At 69.0% G+C, this 18171-nt stretch carries 17 protein-coding genes; 10 read left to right on the forward strand and 7 right to left on the reverse strand.

Annotated elements, in window-relative coordinates:
* Window positions 1-622: 622 nt before the first annotated feature.
* The 3 genes from ACZ6AA_RS36155 to ACZ6AA_RS36165 form a co-directional block, all read right to left on the reverse strand.
* On the reverse strand, window positions 623-1228 hold the full coding sequence (locus ACZ6AA_RS36155; protein WP_468461343.1) for a dihydrofolate reductase family protein: 606 nt from the start codon (window positions 1226-1228) through the stop codon (window positions 623-625).
* A gap of 157 nt (window positions 1229-1385) precedes the next feature.
* On the reverse strand, window positions 1386-2297 hold the full coding sequence (locus ACZ6AA_RS36160; protein ID WP_468461341.1) for an alpha/beta fold hydrolase: 912 nt from the start codon (window positions 2295-2297) through the stop codon (window positions 1386-1388).
* Window positions 2298-2586: 289 nt separating this feature from the next.
* Window positions 2587-3180 carry a TetR/AcrR family transcriptional regulator C-terminal domain-containing protein gene (locus tag ACZ6AA_RS36165; protein ID WP_468461469.1) on the reverse strand — a complete coding sequence of 198 codons (594 nt, stop codon included), beginning with the start codon at window positions 3178-3180 and terminating at the stop codon, window positions 2587-2589.
* 79 nt (window positions 3181-3259) lie between these two features.
* On the opposite strand from ACZ6AA_RS36165, the gene ACZ6AA_RS36170 reads away from it, so the two are divergent.
* From ACZ6AA_RS36170 to ACZ6AA_RS36200, 7 genes are all read left to right on the forward strand, one after another.
* Window positions 3260-4513, forward strand: coding sequence for an FAD-dependent monooxygenase (locus tag ACZ6AA_RS36170; protein WP_471462711.1), 1254 nt, complete (start codon window positions 3260-3262; stop codon window positions 4511-4513).
* 185 nt (window positions 4514-4698) lie between these two features.
* A complete protein-coding gene (locus ACZ6AA_RS36175) occupies window positions 4699-6903 on the forward strand; it encodes an MMPL family transporter (RefSeq protein ID WP_468483800.1) in 2205 nt (734 codons plus the stop codon).
* Between the two features lie 128 nt (window positions 6904-7031).
* Window positions 7032-8261, forward strand: a complete 1230-nt coding sequence (locus ACZ6AA_RS36180; protein ID WP_468461335.1) for a sensor histidine kinase — start codon at window positions 7032-7034, stop codon at window positions 8259-8261.
* Window positions 8258-8965: a response regulator transcription factor gene (locus ACZ6AA_RS36185; RefSeq protein ID WP_468461333.1), complete on the forward strand. Its 708-nt coding sequence runs from the start codon at window positions 8258-8260 to the stop codon at window positions 8963-8965. The genes ACZ6AA_RS36180 and ACZ6AA_RS36185 overlap by 4 nt, the downstream gene beginning before the upstream one ends.
* Before the next feature lie 809 nt (window positions 8966-9774).
* Window positions 9775-10410: a hypothetical protein gene (locus ACZ6AA_RS36190; protein ID WP_468462413.1), complete on the forward strand. Its 636-nt coding sequence runs from the start codon at window positions 9775-9777 to the stop codon at window positions 10408-10410.
* Window positions 10411-10534: 124 nt separating this feature from the next.
* Window positions 10535-11050 carry an SdpA family antimicrobial peptide system protein gene (locus ACZ6AA_RS36195; RefSeq protein WP_471462714.1) on the forward strand — a complete coding sequence of 172 codons (516 nt, stop codon included), beginning with the start codon at window positions 10535-10537 and terminating at the stop codon, window positions 11048-11050.
* A 1-nt stretch (window position 11051) separates the two neighbouring features.
* A complete protein-coding gene (locus tag ACZ6AA_RS36200) occupies window positions 11052-12011 on the forward strand; it encodes a sporulation-delaying protein SdpB family protein (RefSeq protein ID WP_468462412.1) in 960 nt (319 codons plus the stop codon).
* A gap of 36 nt (window positions 12012-12047) precedes the next feature.
* On the opposite strand, the gene ACZ6AA_RS36205 is transcribed toward ACZ6AA_RS36200, so the two are convergent.
* The 3 genes from ACZ6AA_RS36205 to ACZ6AA_RS36215 all read right to left on the reverse strand — a co-directional run bounded on the left by ACZ6AA_RS36205 (window position 12048) and on the right by ACZ6AA_RS36215 (window position 13349).
* Entirely contained in the window at window positions 12048-12407 is a 360-nt protein-coding gene (locus tag ACZ6AA_RS36205; protein WP_468462411.1) for a GntR family transcriptional regulator, read from the reverse strand.
* 4 nt (window positions 12408-12411) lie between these two features.
* The gene (locus tag ACZ6AA_RS36210) at window positions 12412-12753 is read right to left on the reverse strand and encodes a hypothetical protein (protein ID WP_468482333.1); all 342 of its coding nucleotides are present in this window, start codon (window positions 12751-12753) and stop codon (window positions 12412-12414) included.
* A 116-nt stretch (window positions 12754-12869) separates the two neighbouring features.
* The gene (locus ACZ6AA_RS36215; protein ID WP_468462409.1) at window positions 12870-13349 is read right to left on the reverse strand and encodes a hypothetical protein; all 480 of its coding nucleotides are present in this window, start codon (window positions 13347-13349) and stop codon (window positions 12870-12872) included.
* A gap of 250 nt (window positions 13350-13599) precedes the next feature.
* On the opposite strand from ACZ6AA_RS36215, the gene ACZ6AA_RS36220 reads away from it, so the two are divergent.
* Window positions 13600-13845: a hypothetical protein gene (locus ACZ6AA_RS36220; protein ID WP_468462415.1), complete on the forward strand. Its 246-nt coding sequence runs from the start codon at window positions 13600-13602 to the stop codon at window positions 13843-13845.
* Between the two features lie 44 nt (window positions 13846-13889).
* On the opposite strand, the gene ACZ6AA_RS36225 is transcribed toward ACZ6AA_RS36220, so the two are convergent.
* Entirely contained in the window at window positions 13890-15113 is a 1224-nt protein-coding gene (locus ACZ6AA_RS36225) for a serine hydrolase domain-containing protein (protein ID WP_471462717.1), read from the reverse strand.
* A gap of 514 nt (window positions 15114-15627) precedes the next feature.
* On the opposite strand from ACZ6AA_RS36225, the gene ACZ6AA_RS36230 reads away from it, so the two are divergent.
* Both ACZ6AA_RS36230 and ACZ6AA_RS36235 read left to right on the forward strand, forming a co-directional pair.
* On the forward strand, window positions 15628-17532 hold the full coding sequence (locus ACZ6AA_RS36230) for a twitch domain-containing radical SAM protein (protein WP_471462719.1): 1905 nt from the start codon (window positions 15628-15630) through the stop codon (window positions 17530-17532).
* A gap of 33 nt (window positions 17533-17565) precedes the next feature.
* A complete protein-coding gene (locus ACZ6AA_RS36235) occupies window positions 17566-18138 on the forward strand; it encodes a hypothetical protein (RefSeq protein ID WP_471462720.1) in 573 nt (190 codons plus the stop codon).
* Window positions 18139-18171 lie beyond the last annotated feature (33 nt).

Raw genomic sequence — 18171 nt, forward strand, 5'->3', positions numbered from 1 at the left:
TTGTGCACCCCGCCGCTCGGGTCGATGCTGGGTGATCCGCAGGGGCACCTGGCCGCCGGGGGACGTAGGAGCCGGTCGATCTCAGCTCGCGCTCCAGGAGCGGAATCTGCTCCGGCGGATGCAACCAGATCCGCCACCTTCCGTTGGTGTTCATCTGCGGGCATATCGCATCCTTGCCGTCGAACTCGACGGGAACGATCGCCCGCGTCAGCGGGGAGCCGTGCGTGAGGAGTTGTTCGGGCGGTCGTGCGCCGTCGCGGGGGGGGGGGGGCTGGTCAGCTCGACCCAGGAGTCCGCAGCCCGTTCCAGGTGGACCACCAGCAGGGATGGCTCCCGAGGCTAGCTGCGGACCAGCTGGACACCGTCGGTTCCGCGGCTCTCCCAGCGTGAGGAGACCGGGATTGTCCCTGTGGTGGCCCGGTTCGAAGGAATGCCCTGCGAGCGCCTCCCCGAACGCGGTGATCTCCGCGTCGACCTGAGCAAGTTCATCCGCACGCCTGCGGCCCCGGAACAGACCGGTGATCGCCCGCACTGTCCCGTCAGTCACACAGGTGATCGTAAACGTAACGGCCGCGCCGGGTATGTCCTTTCCCGCCCGCCCGCACCGGCGGGCGGGGCGACGTCACGCAGGGGCGCCGAGCGGCGGGTGCTCGAGCACGCGGGGCTTGTACTCGACCAGCTGGGTGCGGCCGTCGAAGGTGCGGTGTTCGATCATCTCCAGGGCGACGTCCGGGTAGCCGTCGTAGATGCGTTCCTCGCCCGTGGCCCCGGTGATCACCGGGAACATCACGACCCGGAAGCGGTCGACGAGTCCGGCTCGTAGCAGGGACCGGCACAGGCTGAGGCTGCCGAGCGTGCTGAGGAGCCCGGAGCCGCTCGCCTTCATGGCGCGGACCGCCTCGACGGCGTCGTCGCGGACGAGCGTGGAGTTGGCCCACGTCAGTGGCTCCTTGAGCGAGGAGGAGAACACCACCTTGGACGCTTGCGTGAGCTCGTCGACGGACGCCTCCTCCTCCGGCCTGAACTCGTCCTGGCCATCCGGGACCTCGCCTGCGGCGAAGCCCGACATCAGGCGGTAGGTGTTCGCTCCCATCAGGTAGGTGACCTCGGGCTGCTCGCCCAGCCATGCGAGGTACTCCGGGCCCTCGAGACCCCAGAACCCGGGCCATCCCTCTCCCGATGCGTAACCGTCGAGGGAGGTGATGAAGTCGACGAGAAGCTCCGACATGGCGGTGTCCTTTCCTCAGGTGTCACGAGTTTGGACCGGCCGGGAGCCAGAAACTCATCGGCCGCGCTGTGGAGCAACCCAACCCACCCGTGAACGGCCCGCGATCGCGGACACTCCGTGCCACCGACACCTCCGGGGGGGGGACCCATGCTCGGCGTCACGCCGGTGATGTGTGGACCGCGGTCGGGTCCGGGCCGGGCCCGGGGCCGTCGGTCTTGTCCACGGCCGGTCGGCTGCCGGACCCGTGGAGCGCGTCGGAGCAGGTGCGCTCGATCGCCGCGACGACGACTGACGAGTGCCGGGTGGGCAGACGGTGACAGCCTCGCGGGAGGACGTGCAGTTCGGCGGTGGGGATCTGCTCGGCCAGGCGGTGTGAGTGGACGGGCGGAAGTGTGGGGTCCTCCTCCCCCACCAGGATGTGCACCGGGATCCGCTGCAAGGCTCCCAGCTCGGTGACCTCGTGGCGCATCAGGGCTTTGAACCACCGCCCCGCGACATCCATGGGGGGCTGCGTGCTCAGCCGCGGCTCCCAGAGGTTGTGCAGGCGCAACGCCACGCGGGGCGCGTGAATGCACAGGCTGGCCATGGCGTGGCGCAGCAGGCCGACCAACCGCGTCCGCAGCGGAAATCCGGCGGCGGCGAGGTCGAGGCCGCCACCGCTGGTGGCCACGAGCAGAGCCGCGATCACCTTCTCCCCGAAGAGGCGGGGGCGGGAAGCGGCCAGCGTGAGAACCGCGGCGCCCCCCATGGAGTGGCCGACGAGGATGACCGGTACGTCCCCGGGCGCGGTGGCGGCGATGATCGCCTGGATGTCGTCGGCCAGCAGCGACATCGACGGCTGTGCGGTGCCGGTGGTGGAGCGGCCGTGTCCGCGCTGGTCATAGCGCACTACGAGAGTGGACGGGCGGTTCAGTTGTTCCACGGTCTTGTCCCAGATGGCGGAGGTCGCCTGCCATCCGTGGGCCAGGACGATCACCAGGTCGGGGTCACTCGGCCCATGCAGGTGGAGAGCCAGGCGCGCGCCGTCGGGCCGGGGCAGGCCGACGAGGGTGCAGGGGATCTCGGGCACGAACGTCTCCTTGGTACGGACGGCAGCACGGCTGCCCGGGGCGGGCGACGGCGACACGGCAGGACCTGCACGTCCTGCACGTCCTCGTGCGGCAGGACCTGCCGGATCACGCCCTGTCATGAGCGGGAAGGCACACGAACAACCAGACGCAGAAAGCCATGGCAGTGGTTGTGGAGAGTCGCGGCGCGCCGCGGCATCTCGCCGGGGCGGGCGACGTGGCGCGCTCGCGCACCTGGGCGTCCTGTTCAAGCCCGGCCGGACGGGCTCGCCGGCGCTGCCCCCGCGGCGATCACTGTGCGGGGTCCTGCCGGGCCCGGGATCCAGCCGCCGCGGTGCGCTGCACCAGGCCGTCCAGGATGAGGGCGAGGCCCGCCTCGAACGCCGATTCATGGTCGATCTCCGGTACGTCGGCCGGTCGGTCCGTGACGTCGGCGGAGTCCGTGTCGGCCTGCTCCTCCAGGACGCTGCCGACCGTGTAACGGCTGGCGGCCAGCATGGCCATCTGCGCGTCCCGCTCGGGCACGCCGGAGGTGATGAGGAAGGTCATCTTGCGACGGATCCGGTCGAGGTCGCCGGTCGGGGCGCTGCCGGCATGGAGGCGTGCGCCGTCGCGGCGCTGCAGCAGTGTGTGCCGGAAGCTGCGCGTGTTCTGAAGGAACCATGCGCGCCAGTCGTCCTCGGGCGTCGGGAGGGGTGCGCGGGCATGGGGAGCCATGGCTGCCTGCGCCATGGCCGCGAGGAGATCCTTCTTGGTGCGGAAGTGGTAGTAGAGCGAGGGCTGTTCGACGCCGAGCCGCTGGGCAAGACGTCTCGTGCTGACGTTCTCCAGGCCCACCTCGTCGAGCAGGTTCAGCGCTTCGGTGACGACGGTCTCACGGTTCATCTTGGTCACATTGACAATCTATCGGTGATAGAAGACTCTGGACAGGAACCAATCACCGATAGATTTTGAGGTGGTCGGCATGACGAACAAGATCACTGAGCGTTCTCTGCGGATTCTCGTCGCCGGTGGCGGCGTCGCCGGGCAGGCGCTGGCCTTCTGGCTCACCCGCGGTGGCCACCGGGTGACGGTCGTCGAACGCTTCCCGGCGCTGCGCGCCTCGGGAGCGCAGGTCGACCTCCGCGGGCAGGGAATCGAAGCGGTCGAACGGATGGGGCTGCTCGACACCGTCCGCAGTCGGCTCGTGGACGAGGCGGGAGTCGCCTTCGTCAACTCCCGCGGGAAGCCGAAGGCGACGATCCTGGCCAACACCTCCGGCACGGGCCGCCAGAGCCTCACCTCGGAGTACGAGATCATGCGCGGCGACCTCGTCCGCATCCTCCACGACGCGACCAAGGACGACACCGAGTACGTCTTCGGCAAGAGCGTCGAGGGCTTCGACCAGGACGAATCCCAGGTCTCCGCCCGCTGCTCCGACGGCTCCCGTGGGGAATTCGACCTGCTGGTCGGCGCGGACGGCCAGGGGTCACGGGTCCGTCGGGTGCTTCTCCCGGAGGGCTTCGACCCGTACTGGCGCGTGGGCATCCACATGGCGTACTGGTTCGTGCCGCGCATCGCCTCCGACAGCAGCATCCGTGACACCTACATGGTGCCGGGCGGCCGTCAGATCATGCGGCGCAGCCACAACGCGACCGAGACCCAGGTGTACTTCGTGATGCGTGAGGAGTCGGCGGAAGCGTCCGCGATCCACCGCGCACCCCCAGAGCAGCAGCGGGAGTTCTGGGCCGGCCGGTTCCGGGGCGCCGGATGGCAGACCGAGCGGTTCATCGCGGGCATGGAGACGAGTCCGTTCTTCTACTCCCAGGAGATCGCCCAAGTGCGCACCGACACCTGGTCCCGGGGCCGCGTGGTCCTGGCCGGTGACGCCGCGCACTGCGCCTCCCCCTACAGCGGCATGGGCATCTCCGGCGGCCTCGTCGGCGCGTACGTCCTGGCCGGGGAGATCAACCGGCATGCGGACGATCTGCCGACCGCGCTGGCGAACTACGACCGCGTCCTGCGGCCCTTCGTCGACAAGATCCAGGGCGAGGTCAACCCCCGCATCCTGCGCGTCGGCATGCCCAGAAGCAAGCACGCCATCAGCGCCTTCCAGAACGCCACCGCGCTGGCCTGTCTCTTCCGCGTCCCCGACCTGGTCGCGCGGTTGTCGAAAGAGGACCGGGGCGGCGCCTGGCGGCTGCCGGCCTATGCGTACGCCAACGGGCACGCGGTCTGACCCCGCGGGAGGAGACCGAGCCGGGCCCGTAGTGCTTTTGCAGTACGGGCGGGTGTCCGCAGACGCGGGACGACGGGGCGGCCCGCGGTGCCAAGGATGGAGCCGAGACTGCGGACCTGTCCCGCCCGGAGCGCGGATCGCACGGCCGCGGCACCCTTTCCCCCTTCTGACTGGAGCGCCTCGTCATGGCTTCCTTGCTCTATCGGCTCGGCCGGTTGTCCTTCCGGCAACGCCGTTATTTCGTCCTGCTGTGGGTGGCGCTCCTGGCGGCCTGCTCCTTCGCCGCGCTCAGCGCCCCGGCCGCCGAGGAGGACGGGTTCTCCATGCCGGGCACCGAGTCGCAGCAGGCGTTCGACCTGCTCGACGAGCGCTTCCCCGGGGACAACGCGGAGGGCGCGGACGCGCGCGTCGTCTTCGCCGCGCCCGACGGACAGAAGGTGACCGCCCGTGAGAACCGGGCGGCCGTCGAGAAGGTCGTGGACACCATCGCGCGCGGGGCGCAGGTGAAGGACGCCTCGAGCCCCTTCGAGCCGGGCGCCGTCAGCAAGGACGGCACCACCGCGTACGCGACCGTCACCTACACCGCCCCCAGCGACGACCTCAGTGAGGCCACGACCGCCGCGCTCATGGACGCCGTCCGGGACGGCCGCGAGGCCGGGCTGACCGTGGAGGCCGGCGGCTCGGCCGTCGACGGCGGACCCGAACTCGGCGGCGTGACCGAGCTGATCGGCATAGCCGTCGCCGCACTCGTGCTGTTCATCACCTTCCGCGCGGTGGTCGCCGCCGGACTCCCCCTGGTGACCGCCCTCATCGGTCTGGGCGCCGGAGTCTGTGCCATCGTCGCCGCGGGCATGTCCACCACGACGATCACCCTGGCCCTGATGCTGGGGCTGGCCGTGGGCATCGACTACGCCCTGTTCATCGTCTCCCGCTACCGCGCGGAACGAGCCGAGGGACAGGCGCCGGAAGAGGCCGCCGGCCGGGCGGTGGGCACCGCCGGGTCCGCCGTCGTCTTCGCCGGAGCCACCGTCGTCATCGCGCTGGCCGGACTGTCGGTGGCGGGCGTGCCCATGCTGACCGACATGGGACTGGCCGCCGCCGGGACCGTCGTCATCGCCGTACTCGTCGCCCTGACGCTGCTGCCCGCCCTGCTCGGGTTCTTCCCCCGGGCCGTACTGCCACGCGAGCACCGGCGCAACGCCGACGCGCCCTCGCCCGTGCGGGAGCCCGCGGGCAGCCGGTGGGCCCGCTTCGTCGTCCGCCGTCCCCTGGCGACGCTGCTGCTCGGCGTGGCGGGCCTCGGCGTCGTCGCGATCCCGGCACTGGACCTCCGGCTCAGCCTGCCCGGCGACGAGGCGCAGCCCACCTCCACCACCCAGCGCCGCGCCTACGACGCGCTCGCCGACGGCTTCGGCCCCGGCTTCAACGGGCCCCTGACCATCGTCATCGACGCCAAGGGCGCCGACGACGCGAAGGCCGCGGCAGCGCGGGCCCGCAAGAACCTCAACTCCACCGACGGTGTCGTGGACGTCTCACCGGCCACCTTCAACAAGGTCGGCGACACCGCGACCATCGCCGCCGTACCCAGCACCGGCCCCAGCGACGAAGCGACGAAGGACCTCGTCAAGACGATCCGCTCCGAGGCCGCCGACCTGAGGGCCACGTCCGGCGCCTCCATGCTGGTGACCGGCGAGACCGCGATGAACATTGACGTCTCCAACAAGGTCACCGCCGCGCTCCTCCCCTACCTCGCGGTCGTGGTGGGCCTGGCCGTCCTGCTCCTCATGGTCGTCTTCCGCTCGGTCCTCGTCCCGCTCAAGGCAGCCCTCGGCTTCCTGCTCTCGGTCGCCGCGGCCTTCGGCGCGATCGTCGCGGTCTTCCAGTGGGGCTGGCTCGCCGACCTGCTCGGCGTCGCCCAGACCGGACCGGTGATGAGCATGATGCCGATCTTCCTGATCGGTGTGGTCTTCGGCCTGGCCATGGACTACGAGGTCTTCCTCGTGACCCGTATCCGCGAAGCCCACGTCCACGGCGAATCGCCCACCCGGGCCGTCGTCACCGGCTTCCGGCACAGCGCCCGCGTCGTCGTGGCCGCCGCCGTCATCATGATCGCCGTCTTCGCGGGATTCATCGGCATGTCCGACCCCATGATCAAGATGCTCGGCCTCGGACTGGCCGCCGCCGTCTTCTTCGACGCGTTCATCGTCCGCATGACCATCGTCCCGGCCGCTCTCGCGCTCCTGGGACAGGCGGCGTGGCGGCTGCCCAGGTGGCTGGACCGGCTGCTGCCCGACCTGGACGTCGAAGGCGAGAAGCTCACCCGCACCCCCGCGGCCGGGCACCCCGTCCCGGAAGCGCGCTCATCCCGGGAGGAATCGGTGAACATCTAGCCCGCCCCGCCCCGGGGACGCCCGCGATCCGCGGGCATCCCCGGGGATTCCGGCATCCCGCCCGGCAGCGCGTGCCCCGGTCACCCGCGGCCGACCAACCGTCGTACTCCACCCCTTGAGGAGGGCACGTGATCCCCGGCATCCGGTCGTGGGCCTGCCGCCACCCCCGCGGCTTCGACGCCGCGATGGCCGCGGCCCTGTGCGCCATCGCGGTGCTCTCCACCACGATGGCGCAGCCGCCCCGGATCGTGCGCTGGCCGCCCCTGCCTGCCACCGCCGTCGCCGTCGGCGCGTGCGCCGCGCTGCTCCTGCGCCGCGGCCGCCCGCGTCTGACCGTGGTCACCGCCACGGTGTGCACCGCTGTCCTGGGCGCGATGGGACCCGCCTTCGGCTATGAGTTCGGCTCGACCCTCGCCGCTCCTGTCATGGCGGCGCTCGCCTCGCTGGCCTGGCGCACCGACAGCCGCACAGCGGCCCGCTACACCGTGGCGGCCGCCCTTGCCCTCCTTGCCGCCTCGGCCCTCTGGCCGCCGGGCGGCCCGCAACTGCGGCCCGAGCAGGTGGGACTGGCCGCCTTCACCCTCGTCCCCGGTGCCGTGGCCGACTCCCTGCGCAGCCGCCGCGACTACGTCACCGCGGTGGAGGCCCGCGCGGAAATGGCCGAACACACCCGCGAGGAAGAGGCCCGCCGGCGGGTCGGCGCCGAACGGATGCGCATCGCCCGGGAACTCCACGACGTCGTGGCCCACCACATCACGCTCGCCCACGCCCAGGCCGCCACCGCCGACTATCTGCTGGCGGCCCGGCCCGACAAGGCACAGCAGGTCATGGGCCATCTCACTGCCACACTCGGCTCGGCGCTGGGCGAACTGCGCGCGACCGTGGGTCTGCTGCGCGAGCGCGACGACCCCGAAGGCCCGGTGACCGAGCCCGCCCCCGGACTGGCGCAACTGCCGCGACTGCTCGCCTCGTTCGACCGTGTCGGCCTCACCGTCACGCTCACCCAGGACGGCACCGCGCGGCCGCTGTCGCCCGGCGTCGACCTCACCGCCTACCGGATCACGCAAGAAGCGCTCACCAACGTCTCCAAACACGCACTCACGACCACGGCCGCGGTCCACCTGCGTTACACCGACCGCCTGCTGACCCTGACGATCAGCGACGACGGCCCGCCCGTATCAACACGCGACGGCGCCGGATACGGCCTGATCGGCATGCGCGAGCGGGCCCACGCCGCCGGCGGACACCTGCACGCCCACCCCCGGGAGCGGGCCGGGTTCGAGGTCGTCGCCGAACTTCCCACCCTCACGCCCTCCCCCGCCGGCATGCCGCCCGCCCACTTCGAGGACACCCCGTGAACATCCGCGTGCTGCTCGCCGACGACCAGGCGCTCCTCGTCGGAACCTTCCAGGTCCTCATCGACGCCACCGACGACCTTCAGGTCGTCGCGACCGCGGCCGACGGCGCCCAAGCCGTGCACCTCACCCGCACCAGCGCACCGGACGTCGTGGTCATGGACATCCGGATGCCCCACCAGGACGGCCTGTCCGCCGCCGCGCAGATCACGTCGGATCCCCAGCTGCACGGCACTCGCGTCCTCATCCTGACCACCTTCGAGACCGACGACTACATCACGCGGGCCCTGCGCGCGGGCGTGAGCGGCTTCCTCGGCAAGGGCGTCGGTCCCGCCGAGTTCCTCAGCGCCATCCGCACCGTGGCGGCCGGCGACATGGTGCTGTCCCCGCTCGCCACCCACGCCGTGGTCACCCGCTACCTCACCGGCTCAAGACCCGACCGCCCGACCGCCACCCCGCGCGAGCTGGAGCACCTCACCCCCCGCGAACAGGAAGTCCTGCTGTGCGCCGCCGAGGGGCTCAGCAACGACGAGATCGCCGAGCGCCTGTGCGTCAGCCCGCTGACGGTTCGCACCTTCGTCCAGCGCATCATGCACAAGCTCGGCGCCCACCACCGGGGGCAGCTCGTCGCCCTCGCCTACCGGACCGGCTTCGCCCGCGTGCCGCAGCCGCCCCCTTCTCCTCCCCGCACCGGCCACGGCTCCTGAGTAGTTGTCTTTGAACTCCGGCCGTGAGGCAGAGACGGCTGGATGATCGGCGGTGTGGGGGCTGGGCGGGACGGTCCGGCGGTATTGCCGGGAGTGTGGTGATCCGTTGCCGGTGACGATGCGGCGGCCGCGGTGTTGTGCTCAAGTCGGTGCAGGTCGCGGCGGTGGCGGAGGATGCGGCGGACCCGGAGGCGGGTGGCTGCGATACAGCGGGGCGAGCAGGCGGTGTGTCCGGTGTGCGGGCGATCGTGGACGGTGGGGGTGGAGCGGGTGAGGTCGGCGGTGTACTGCTCCGACCGGTGCCGGGTTCGGGCCTGCCGGCAGCGGCGGGCAGTGCTCCTGGCTCGCGCTCTGTCTGCGCCGGGCCGGAGCCGAGTGCGCTGCCCGGAAGGGAGACAGGCCGCGGACGGCGTGATCGGCAGGGCGGCGAGGGCATCAGGCCTGCGGCCTGAGTTGAGCCGAGAGGCGATCTGGCTGGTGTTCGTCACTCCCGACGCCCGCTGTCCCCCTACCGGCCCCGGTGCCGCAGCCCACGCCGGGCCCATACGTCGACGAGGACGGCAGTTCTACAGGTGCCTCCAAAGCCTTCACAGCTCTGCGCATTCACCTGGCGCGGGCCGGTGAGAGGGTTTCCCAATCCCTGTATAGGGAATTCCGTCATGGGCAAGAGTCGGGTCTCTGCGTAGAATCTTGGCGTGCCGGATATTGGTGAACTACCGTGCTCATCACTGCCGTCCAGCATGTCCGCCCGTCACCGAAGGAGCATCTTGTCCACCCGGATAACGATAACCAAGCGCTTCCTGGCCACAATGACCGCAGTCACCGCGATCGGTGTGGGCGGGGTGATCTCGTCGAATGCTTCTGCCGCCCCTGCTGTAAATACCGCACCGGTCGCCGCCGAAAAGTCGGGCCCGGCTGTCGGTACCGATCAGGACGGCCGCCATCTTTACGCGGGACTGATCTTCCTGCAGGGGGACCTTGGCAAGAAGTTCACCGAGCTTGGGTCATACTCCGGTGCCCCAGATTCCTACCGAAAGAACAATAATTCCGAGGCACGGCGCGCCGTCGCCCAGGTGCTCGACGCGATCGCCGAGAAGGAGCCCGGCTTTTTCAGCGCCTTCTCCACAAAGGTCCGCTCCGGCGATCCCCGCAAGGTCGAATCCGGAATGGACCAGGCCGTCAAGCTGCTCGCCGACGTCACGGTGGACGAGAAGGACACCGACAAGAGCTCTGGGGACGCGGGCACGGGTACCGGTCGCTGCGCTGTGATCGCGGTGAACGTGCTGGTCGCCGTGAACGTAGGCGGCGCTGTGAATGTTTCCGTCGCAGTCAATGTGCAAGCGTGGAAGAACGTCGTCAACATGTCGAGGGCAGCACACGACGACGAGGACGGCATCACCAAGGAGCAAAAGGTCGCCGACATCACCCGACTCGCCGCTGCGTGATCCACAGCAGCCGAGCACCTCTTTGCACCCAGCTTGCAGATCGCTGATGAGACTTGCCGAGCACATACCGCTACGAGTAACTGATAGCGCTAGTCGCACCCGCGTGCCGAGCAGTTGGATCGTCGTGGCTGCCGTCATCTGGGCTGTGATCGTCCTCTACTTGGCCCAAATATTTCTACCGAAGAACGCCCTCCACTTTCCGGGGCAGGAGAAGTTGCACGACGTCGCCTTTGTGGTCGCACCGCAGGGCTGGGCGTTTTACACCAAGTCCGCCAAGAGCTCCGAGTTCGTTCCTTTCCATCGGCAGGGCGAGGAGTGGCGCGATATCCGGCTGGGACCGCATGCCCGCGCCTCCAATGCTCTCGGCCTGGACCGTGCCTCTCGCTCTCAGGGAATAGAGGGAGCCCTGCTCCTGCATGAGAAGGGCATCGTCTGGCATCCCTGCGGTGACGCCACCTCCGCTGCCGAGTGCCTTCAAAAGGTATCTGCGGCGCGAAAATTGAAGAACCGTTCGCCGTCGCCCAGCATCTGCGGGCGCTCGGCCATGGTCGAGATGAAACCGGTTCCGTGGGCTTGGCGTGATCTGCTGTCGGGCACCCACACGCCGGTGCGCGCTGCCGTCTGGGAGGTGGAGTGCTGACATGGCCGCCGACCGCCTCGTCCGCCTGCCGTGGAGCAACGTCTACGGCCTGGCACGCACCCTCGTCGCCCTCGGCACCGCGGGCACCCTCGCATTCTCCAGCGTCGACACCCTGTTTCGCCCGGTCGCCCTCGCCGGTGACTTTCCTACCTGCGAGGGGGCCACTTCAGCTTCCGTGTTCTGCCTCGCGAAGGACGACCACGCCGGCCTTTTGTGGCTGAAGTGGCTGTGCGTCCTTCTGCTCCTGGTCGTCGCTTCCGGATGGCGCCCCCGCCTCACCGCCGTTCCGCACGCCTATGTCAATTACAGCGTCTTTGCGGGCATCGCCATCAGCGACGGTGGTGACCAGATCGGGCTCATCCTGTCGATGCTGTTCATCCTGCCTGCCCTGGGTGACCCGCGCCGGTGGCACTGGCAGGCACCGCCATCGGACGAAGGCTCCCGGGCCCGCCGAGGCTGGGCTCTCATCGGCTCCTCGGGACTGCTGATGCTGCGGCTGCAGATGTGCGTCGTCTACTTCACCGCGTGCGTCGCCAAGCTGCCGCACCAGGAGTGGTACGACGGAACGGCCATGTGGTACTGGAGCACCAACCTCAGCTTCGGCGCTCCCCCTTGGCTGGCCGCCATCGTACGTCCTGTCGTGTCGACGCCATGGGGGGTCGCCCTGATGACGTGGCTTCCCTTGTTCATCGAGATCACACTCGCCATCGCCCCGCTGTTGCCGCAGCGGGTTCGCTATGCGGCGATGTGGGCGGGGCTGCTGTTCCACTTCTCGATCGGGCTGATGATGGGCCTGTGGAGCTTTGCCCTCGCGATGGCGGGCGGCATCCTGGTGCTCTGCCTGCCGCCCGGCGCCTCTGTGGCCCGGCGCCGGGCGCAGCCGACTGCTGAGGCCCCTGCCGAACCAGTCGAACCTGTCGAGCCCACGACGCTGCGACCTCCGGTACGAAGCGCCAGTTGACACGCAGAGGACGGACTCCCACCGGATCTACCGCATCTACTCCCGGCCCATGCATGTCGAGACCAGCGCGAGCGTTTCGGCATCCGAGATGCCGATCCGCCGAGCGGCAGCCACCAGCTGCCGTGCTTGTTCGACGACTGCGGCGCGGTCCTGCGGAGCGCATGCGATGACGACCGCCCCTCGGCCGCGCCGCAACTCGATGAGCCCCTCGGCCTGGAGCGCCTGGTAGCCCCGCAGCACGGTGTGCAGGCTGATCCCCAATGCCCCGGCCAGATCCCTGGCAGCCGGCAACCGGTCACCCACGCGCAGCGAGCCGGCGAGCATGGCGCGCCGCACGGCCGCGGCAACCTGTTCCGACAGCGGTTGCGTGGAGCTTGTATCGATCTCCACCAGCATGGCGTCAACGCCCTTCAGAGAGGTCCGTGATCAGACGTGCGGCAGTCCCGGCATCGTCTACTGTCACGACAAACTCTCGCCCACTGCTCAGCACCAGCCACAGGGCATCGCCCGGCCGCAAGGATACGGAGTGCCGACCGGGCATCACGCGATAGCCGAAGCCCCCCAGGTCGGCGAGGCGGGCGTAGCCGGAGCGCGCGGCGACGATCTGATCCGAGCGGAAGCGCCGGATCGGCAGCCGACCTGAAGAGACGGTGACACCGCCCGCGTCGACGGTAACCCTCGTACTGCCGAACAGCACGAGAAGCAGGCCAATGAACGCCGCGAAGAGCAGCCACCAGCTCACCGATGTGACGTAGGCGAGACCGCCGCTTGCGGCGACCAGGAGCACTCCGACCGGTGCGCACCAGGCAGGCCCCGCGTTCCGGCTCCAGGCCGCCCTGCGAGGGGTGTGCGCCGTCATCACCGGTCCGCCTTCCATGCCAGCGCTGCCCCGAGAGCGCCGCCCGCCAGGCAGATAGCGATGGCGATCCCCCCGTGCACCGCCATGGGGAAGTCGAGGTCGCGCGGGTCGGACAGTCCGGCGTTGGCGGCGAAGGAGGCGGTGAGGAAGTAGCCCTCGCCCAGAGCGGCGCCCCACCCGCAGGCGGCAACGAGTCGATACTGCCCGGCCGTCTGGCGGCGGCTTGTCAACAAGTATCCGAACAGGGCTGCCTCGGCCAGGTACACGGCGATGGTGATGGCGACCAGCTTGAGGGGCGACATGAAGCCGTCGGGCCCGGAGAAGCCCACGTGAGAGACCACCTCGTCCGGCAGCCGACCGCGGACAGCCGCGTAGACGGCCAGCTGTGCCACGGCGGCAGCGATCCACGGGGCGGCACCTAAGACGATCCGACTGCGATCGGAGATTCCGGGACGCGTCTTCTTGGCCTGGAAGGTCATGAGCTCTCCAACTTCAAGAACTATTGTTACAGTACTACTGTAACAATGGCTTGATGAGTTGGCGCGCCCAAGCTCGCCCCCACGCAGCAGCGCGGCGTCGATCTCGCTGATCCACACCCGTTCGACGTGCGCCTTGAGCTTCGCCCGCCCGCGCACTCAGTCCTGCCGCTCCGTCCAAGCACGGCGACGAGTTCGTCTTGCGAAGCCGGGGCTTGGTCCACCTCGGCGTCTGCTTGAAGAGGCGAAACGTGTGCTCGATGTCGAAGCGACGCAGGAACGACTGCCAGCACCGGTCGACTTTCGCTTCGGTGGCGCCGGTCGGATGTCGTCGCCGGGCGCGGCACGGGCGCTGGCAGGCGCGAGCAGGACGGTGAGTGTGGCAAGGGTGGCGGCGGCGCGGATGCGCACGGGCTCCTCCGAACAGGCCTTGCACCTGCATTTCCCATCGGATGATGGATGCCTTTCCTTCATCGCCTTCGAAGCCACCGCAGTTTGAGAACAGGCTCTGAGCGCGCATCGCCCACGGCGGCCAGCGCCCTCTCACCGGAGGAGACGACGGCCCAGGAGGTCTCGGCGCTGCTCGTCACCGGTCCGCGCCGGGATCTTGCCGCAGAACTCGGCCTCGACCACGTCGGTGTACATCGAGCTGTCCCACAGCCAGTCGCCGTTGATGTTGAACGTCAGCTGGTGCTTGCCGTCCGCCGTGCCGACCATCGCCGAGAGCGAGCCGTTCGTGCGGCCGGTCTTGCCCACGACCTTCACCCCGCAGGACAGCTTCGCGAACTCGACGCCTAGCCCGAAGCCCATGCCCTGTCCGTCCGGCACTTCACGGAGCATGTCCTTCATCTGGGCGCGCGGCAGCAACGCGCCACGCATCAGGGCACGTTGGAAGCGGTTGAGGTCGCCGGTGGTGGAGATGATGTCTCCCGCCGCACCCAGCCAGGTCATGTTCTGCTCGGTGGCGTCGACCACTTCGGCGTCGGGGGTCTGCTGGTGGAGACGGGAGTACCCGACGGGGTGCGGGTGCGGCAGCTGCGGCCGCGTGCCGGGGAACGACGTCCCGTCAAGCTTCAGCGGATTGATGATCCGCCGGGTGACCTCCTGTGCGTAGCCGTGGCCCGTCGCCTTCTCGATGACCATTCCGGCGATCACGTAGTTGCTGTTCGAGTACAGCGGCGACTTCTTGGGGTCAGGGTGGGGCGGCTGCTTCAGCGCGACCGCCACGAGCTCTTCGGGGGTGTAGGTGTCGTACCGGTGCGCGGGGAAGCCGAGGCCGGCGGAGTTGTGGGCGATGACCGGGTCGTCGGTGTAATTGGCGATGCCGCTCGTGTGGTTGAGCAGTTGGCGCAGTGTGATCTTGGCGCCGTCGTACCCGTTGCCCTGGACCAGACCCGGCAGCCATGCCTCCACGGTGTCGTCCAGGCTCAGCCTCCCCTCCGCGTCCAGCTGGAGCAGGACGGTCGCGATGAAGGTCTTGGTGATGCTGGCCCCGCGGAAGTGGTCGGCGGCCGACCGATTGCGCCCCGTGGCGGTGTCGGCGTACCCGGCTGTGGCGAACCACTTCCCCTTGCCGCCTCGGGCCTCGGCGGCGACGCCGGGCAGCTCCCCCTCCTCGACCAGCGTGCGCAGCGCCGCCCGGGTCGCCTCGTGCCCGCGGTCCACCGTCCGCTCCGCGGCCTGCGCCGAGGGGGCGACGGTGGCCGTCCCCAGCAGTGCGGCCACTGCCATCGCGAGTGAGGTGGTACGTGCAGCCCGCTGCTTCATAGGTGTTGCCTTTCAGGTCGTCGTCCCTGGGGGCAGGTGTGCCCCTGTGGTTCGTGTGACGTCGACCTCGGGCCAGATGGTTGAACAGTGAGGCCAGGACGGGACCGTGGTACTACGCGAACGGCACCAGAGGCCTACAGGGCACGATCCCGAACCTCAGCTTCGAACGGCCGTCGGCCGGACCCGTCTTGCTCTTAGGGAAGCGGGTCCTCTTCGCTCCATGACAGGCTGACGTCAGGCCTGAGCCAGAATCGAGCCATTCCGCACGAGAATATTGTGTACTGCAGATCAGAGAGTGGGGTACAGGGACACTCATCTCCCCGGCATCTCCCACGAGTTGGGTAGCGAAATCTGCTCACCCTTGTGGCGCACGGTATGGCTGGTCTTCATCTGTGGGCGCTTATTCCCATGGCGGATTCTCATATCACTCCGCGAGAATGCCGTACGGCGAGGCTGGTTCGGTTTCCCCGGCCGACCGCTGACGTTCTTCATCTGCTACCCGCCGGGAGCCGTGATGAGTCAGAAGCCTGAGAGGAATCCCGCGACCAGGGCTCCGCTCTGCATCGCCCCCTTCGTCTCGCTGGCCATCTGGGCCGACGGCGAGTCGATCATCTGTTGTGAGGACAAGGGGCCGCAGGCCGGTCGGCTGGGCTTGGTCGACGATGTGTCCGGTCTTGTCAACAGCGAGAAGATGCGTCTCGCACGCCGTCAGTTCCTGCGCGGTGAGGTGCCGGCGGGCTGCCGGGCGTGCCTCGACGAGGCGACGCGTCAGCCGACCGTCCACAACTACTACCAGGAGAAATTCGACTGGCGGGATGTCGCGGAGGCCTACGACGAGACGACCGGTGACGTCAGTCGGACGCAGTATCTGCTGATCGCCCTCAGCAACCTGTGCACGTACAGCTGCCGGATGTGCTTCGACAAACTCAGCACGCGGCTGAATTCCGACCGCCACCGCATGCTGGGCGTGGAGCCGGTCGGGTACCGGCGCAATGACATCGACAAGGTCATCAGCTTCATCCGGGCGAACCCGATCCGTATCGTCACGTTCCACGGCGGCAACCCCATCAACGAGCCCCGTTTCCTGGACGTGCTGAACGAGCTGTCGGACGATGTTTCCGTGGAGATCATCTCGAATGGTTCCACACTGACTTCAGGAAAGGTCGACATCCGACCGCACCTGTCGCGATTCCAGCACGTTCATTTCAACATCAGCCTGGACGGCACCCGGCGGACGACCGAATACGTGCGCATGCACAGCGACTTCGACGACGTGTTCCGTCACTTCACCGAGATCAAGTCACTTCCCAACACGACCGTCAACCTGCACAACACGATCACCAACATCAACCTGTTCGACCTGCCCGCGTACTACACGATGGTCCTGTCGGGGCAGTTCGCCGAGGCCGACTCGCTTTCCAGCTACATCGCCACGGTGCCGGCCGTCCACCGGATCTCCACGCTCCCGCCCGAGCTCCGGCAGGCGGCGCGCGAGCGGATCGAGGGCTTCTTGGACGACCTCGGCGACGCGGGTGGGACGACGCCGACGCACGCGTACGACTTCAAGGCGAACAACGCCCGGGCGTACGCGCGCAACGTCCTCCACCGCATCGACGCCGTCCCGTATTCCCCGCTCCTCTTCGCCGAGTTCCTGGACCTGACCCGGAGGACCGACGCGTTCTACGGCGTCGATCCGCTGCCGGAGTACAGCGAATACCTCGCGTCCGGCGCGTCCGGCTCATCAGGGCCGCCGCCACGGGCGAGGACCTCACCCTCATCCGCTTCCCAGCCTGTCGCTCCCGATGCGGTGGCGGCGAAGGGAGTCGTCGTGTCGCACCAAGCCCCCGAGCCCGCCGAAGGCACCGAGGCCCTCGCGGGCCCCTGCCCCTACGTCGGCCAGCGCGGATTCCGGGTGTCCGAGTGCATTTTCGCCTGGAACGCCGCGTACTTCCAGAACTGCACCGCCGTCACGGTACGGATCCAGCTCAACCCCGACGCGGGGATCACCGCCGCCACGATGGCGTCACTGCGTACGACGTGGGAGACCGGCATCGAGAACAAGTGGAGCAACCGCTTCGTCTGCGCCGGGCCCTACGGCACCTCCACGATCACCGTCGACGTGCAGTGGGTGACCTCCAGCCCCCACCACGTCGTCCGGGTGCGCCAAGGCCCCGCCCAGACCGACATGACGACGTGGGACACGTCCGACAGCGGCGACGTCGCCGCGCACGAGTTCGGCCACATGCTCGGCAATCCCGACGAGTACTCCGACACCCGCTGCCCGAGCCGCAACCCTGTCAACACGGGAACGGTCATGGACAACAACACCGGCCCGGCGCTGCAGCGCCACGTCAACCGGATCTGTGTCTCGGCTCCGCTCGCGGCCGAGGTCTTCTCGATCGGCCTGGATCTCATCTAGGCCCGACCGCTTCACGACGAGGACGAGGACGACATGAGGGTAACCATCGAATCCTTTACGCGGCCCGACGTCGAGCGCATGAGGGCCGCGGTCGCACGGCTCGCCGACGGGCCGACGGGCGATCAGGAGGGCGCTGCCGCCGACGACGTGACGATCGACCTGTACATCTCCGGCGGCTGCCCGGGACAGCGGGTGGACTTCCGCGCCTCGGTCCCGTCCAGGGGTGAGGCCGCGGTGGCCCATGTGGACGAGCTGCGGGACGTCGACGAACAGTTCTCGGAGGCAGTGCGCCCCGAGGAACTGGCGGCCCTGGCACGGAACTTGAACGTCGCGTCCCTGATGGAGCTCCCGTCCAACACGGACGAGGGGTACGTACCGGACTCGCTCGTCGGGTCGGTCGCCATCACGTCGGCGAACGCCCGGATCACGTTGTGGTTCCCCGTCGAGGACGAGGATCCCCCGGAGGGCGATGAGGTGGCGATGAGGATCGACCGGGGGCAGGTCCCGTTCGTGCTGCGCGCCTCGATGGCTCCCCCGAGCGTCCGCCCGGCCTTCGCCCAGTTGGCGCAGGTCGTCAACCGGCTCACCGGCCGCCCGCAGCTCTGACGCCGGATGAAGGGGATCCACGTCAACTCGACC

Source organism: Streptomyces sp. NPDC040610, assembly GCF_055594065.1.

Excerpts from the sequence above, each read along its gene's own strand:
- ACZ6AA_RS36155 (WP_468461343.1), bottom strand. The coding sequence starts at position 1,228 with ATGTCGGAGCTTCTCGTCGACTTCATCACCTCCCTCGACGGTTACGCA.
- ACZ6AA_RS36165 (WP_468461469.1), bottom strand. The coding sequence starts at position 3,180 with ATGAACCGTGAGACCGTCGTCACCGAAGCGCTGAACCTGCTCGACGAG.
- ACZ6AA_RS36170 (WP_471462711.1), top strand. The coding sequence starts at position 3,260 with ATGACGAACAAGATCACTGAGCGTTCTCTGCGGATTCTCGTCGCCGGT.
- ACZ6AA_RS36175 (WP_468483800.1), top strand. The coding sequence starts at position 4,699 with ATGGCTTCCTTGCTCTATCGGCTCGGCCGGTTGTCCTTCCGGCAACGC.
- ACZ6AA_RS36190 (WP_468462413.1), top strand. The coding sequence starts at position 9,775 with ATGACCGCAGTCACCGCGATCGGTGTGGGCGGGGTGATCTCGTCGAAT.
- ACZ6AA_RS36200 (WP_468462412.1), top strand. The coding sequence starts at position 11,052 with ATGGCCGCCGACCGCCTCGTCCGCCTGCCGTGGAGCAACGTCTACGGC.
- ACZ6AA_RS36205 (WP_468462411.1), bottom strand. The coding sequence starts at position 12,407 with ATGCTGGTGGAGATCGATACAAGCTCCACGCAACCGCTGTCGGAACAG.
- ACZ6AA_RS36215 (WP_468462409.1), bottom strand. The coding sequence starts at position 13,349 with ATGACCTTCCAGGCCAAGAAGACGCGTCCCGGAATCTCCGATCGCAGT.
- ACZ6AA_RS36225 (WP_471462717.1), bottom strand. The coding sequence starts at position 15,113 with ATGAAGCAGCGGGCTGCACGTACCACCTCACTCGCGATGGCAGTGGCC.
- ACZ6AA_RS36230 (WP_471462719.1), top strand. The coding sequence starts at position 15,628 with ATGAGTCAGAAGCCTGAGAGGAATCCCGCGACCAGGGCTCCGCTCTGC.
- ACZ6AA_RS36235 (WP_471462720.1), top strand. The coding sequence starts at position 17,566 with ATGAGGGTAACCATCGAATCCTTTACGCGGCCCGACGTCGAGCGCATG.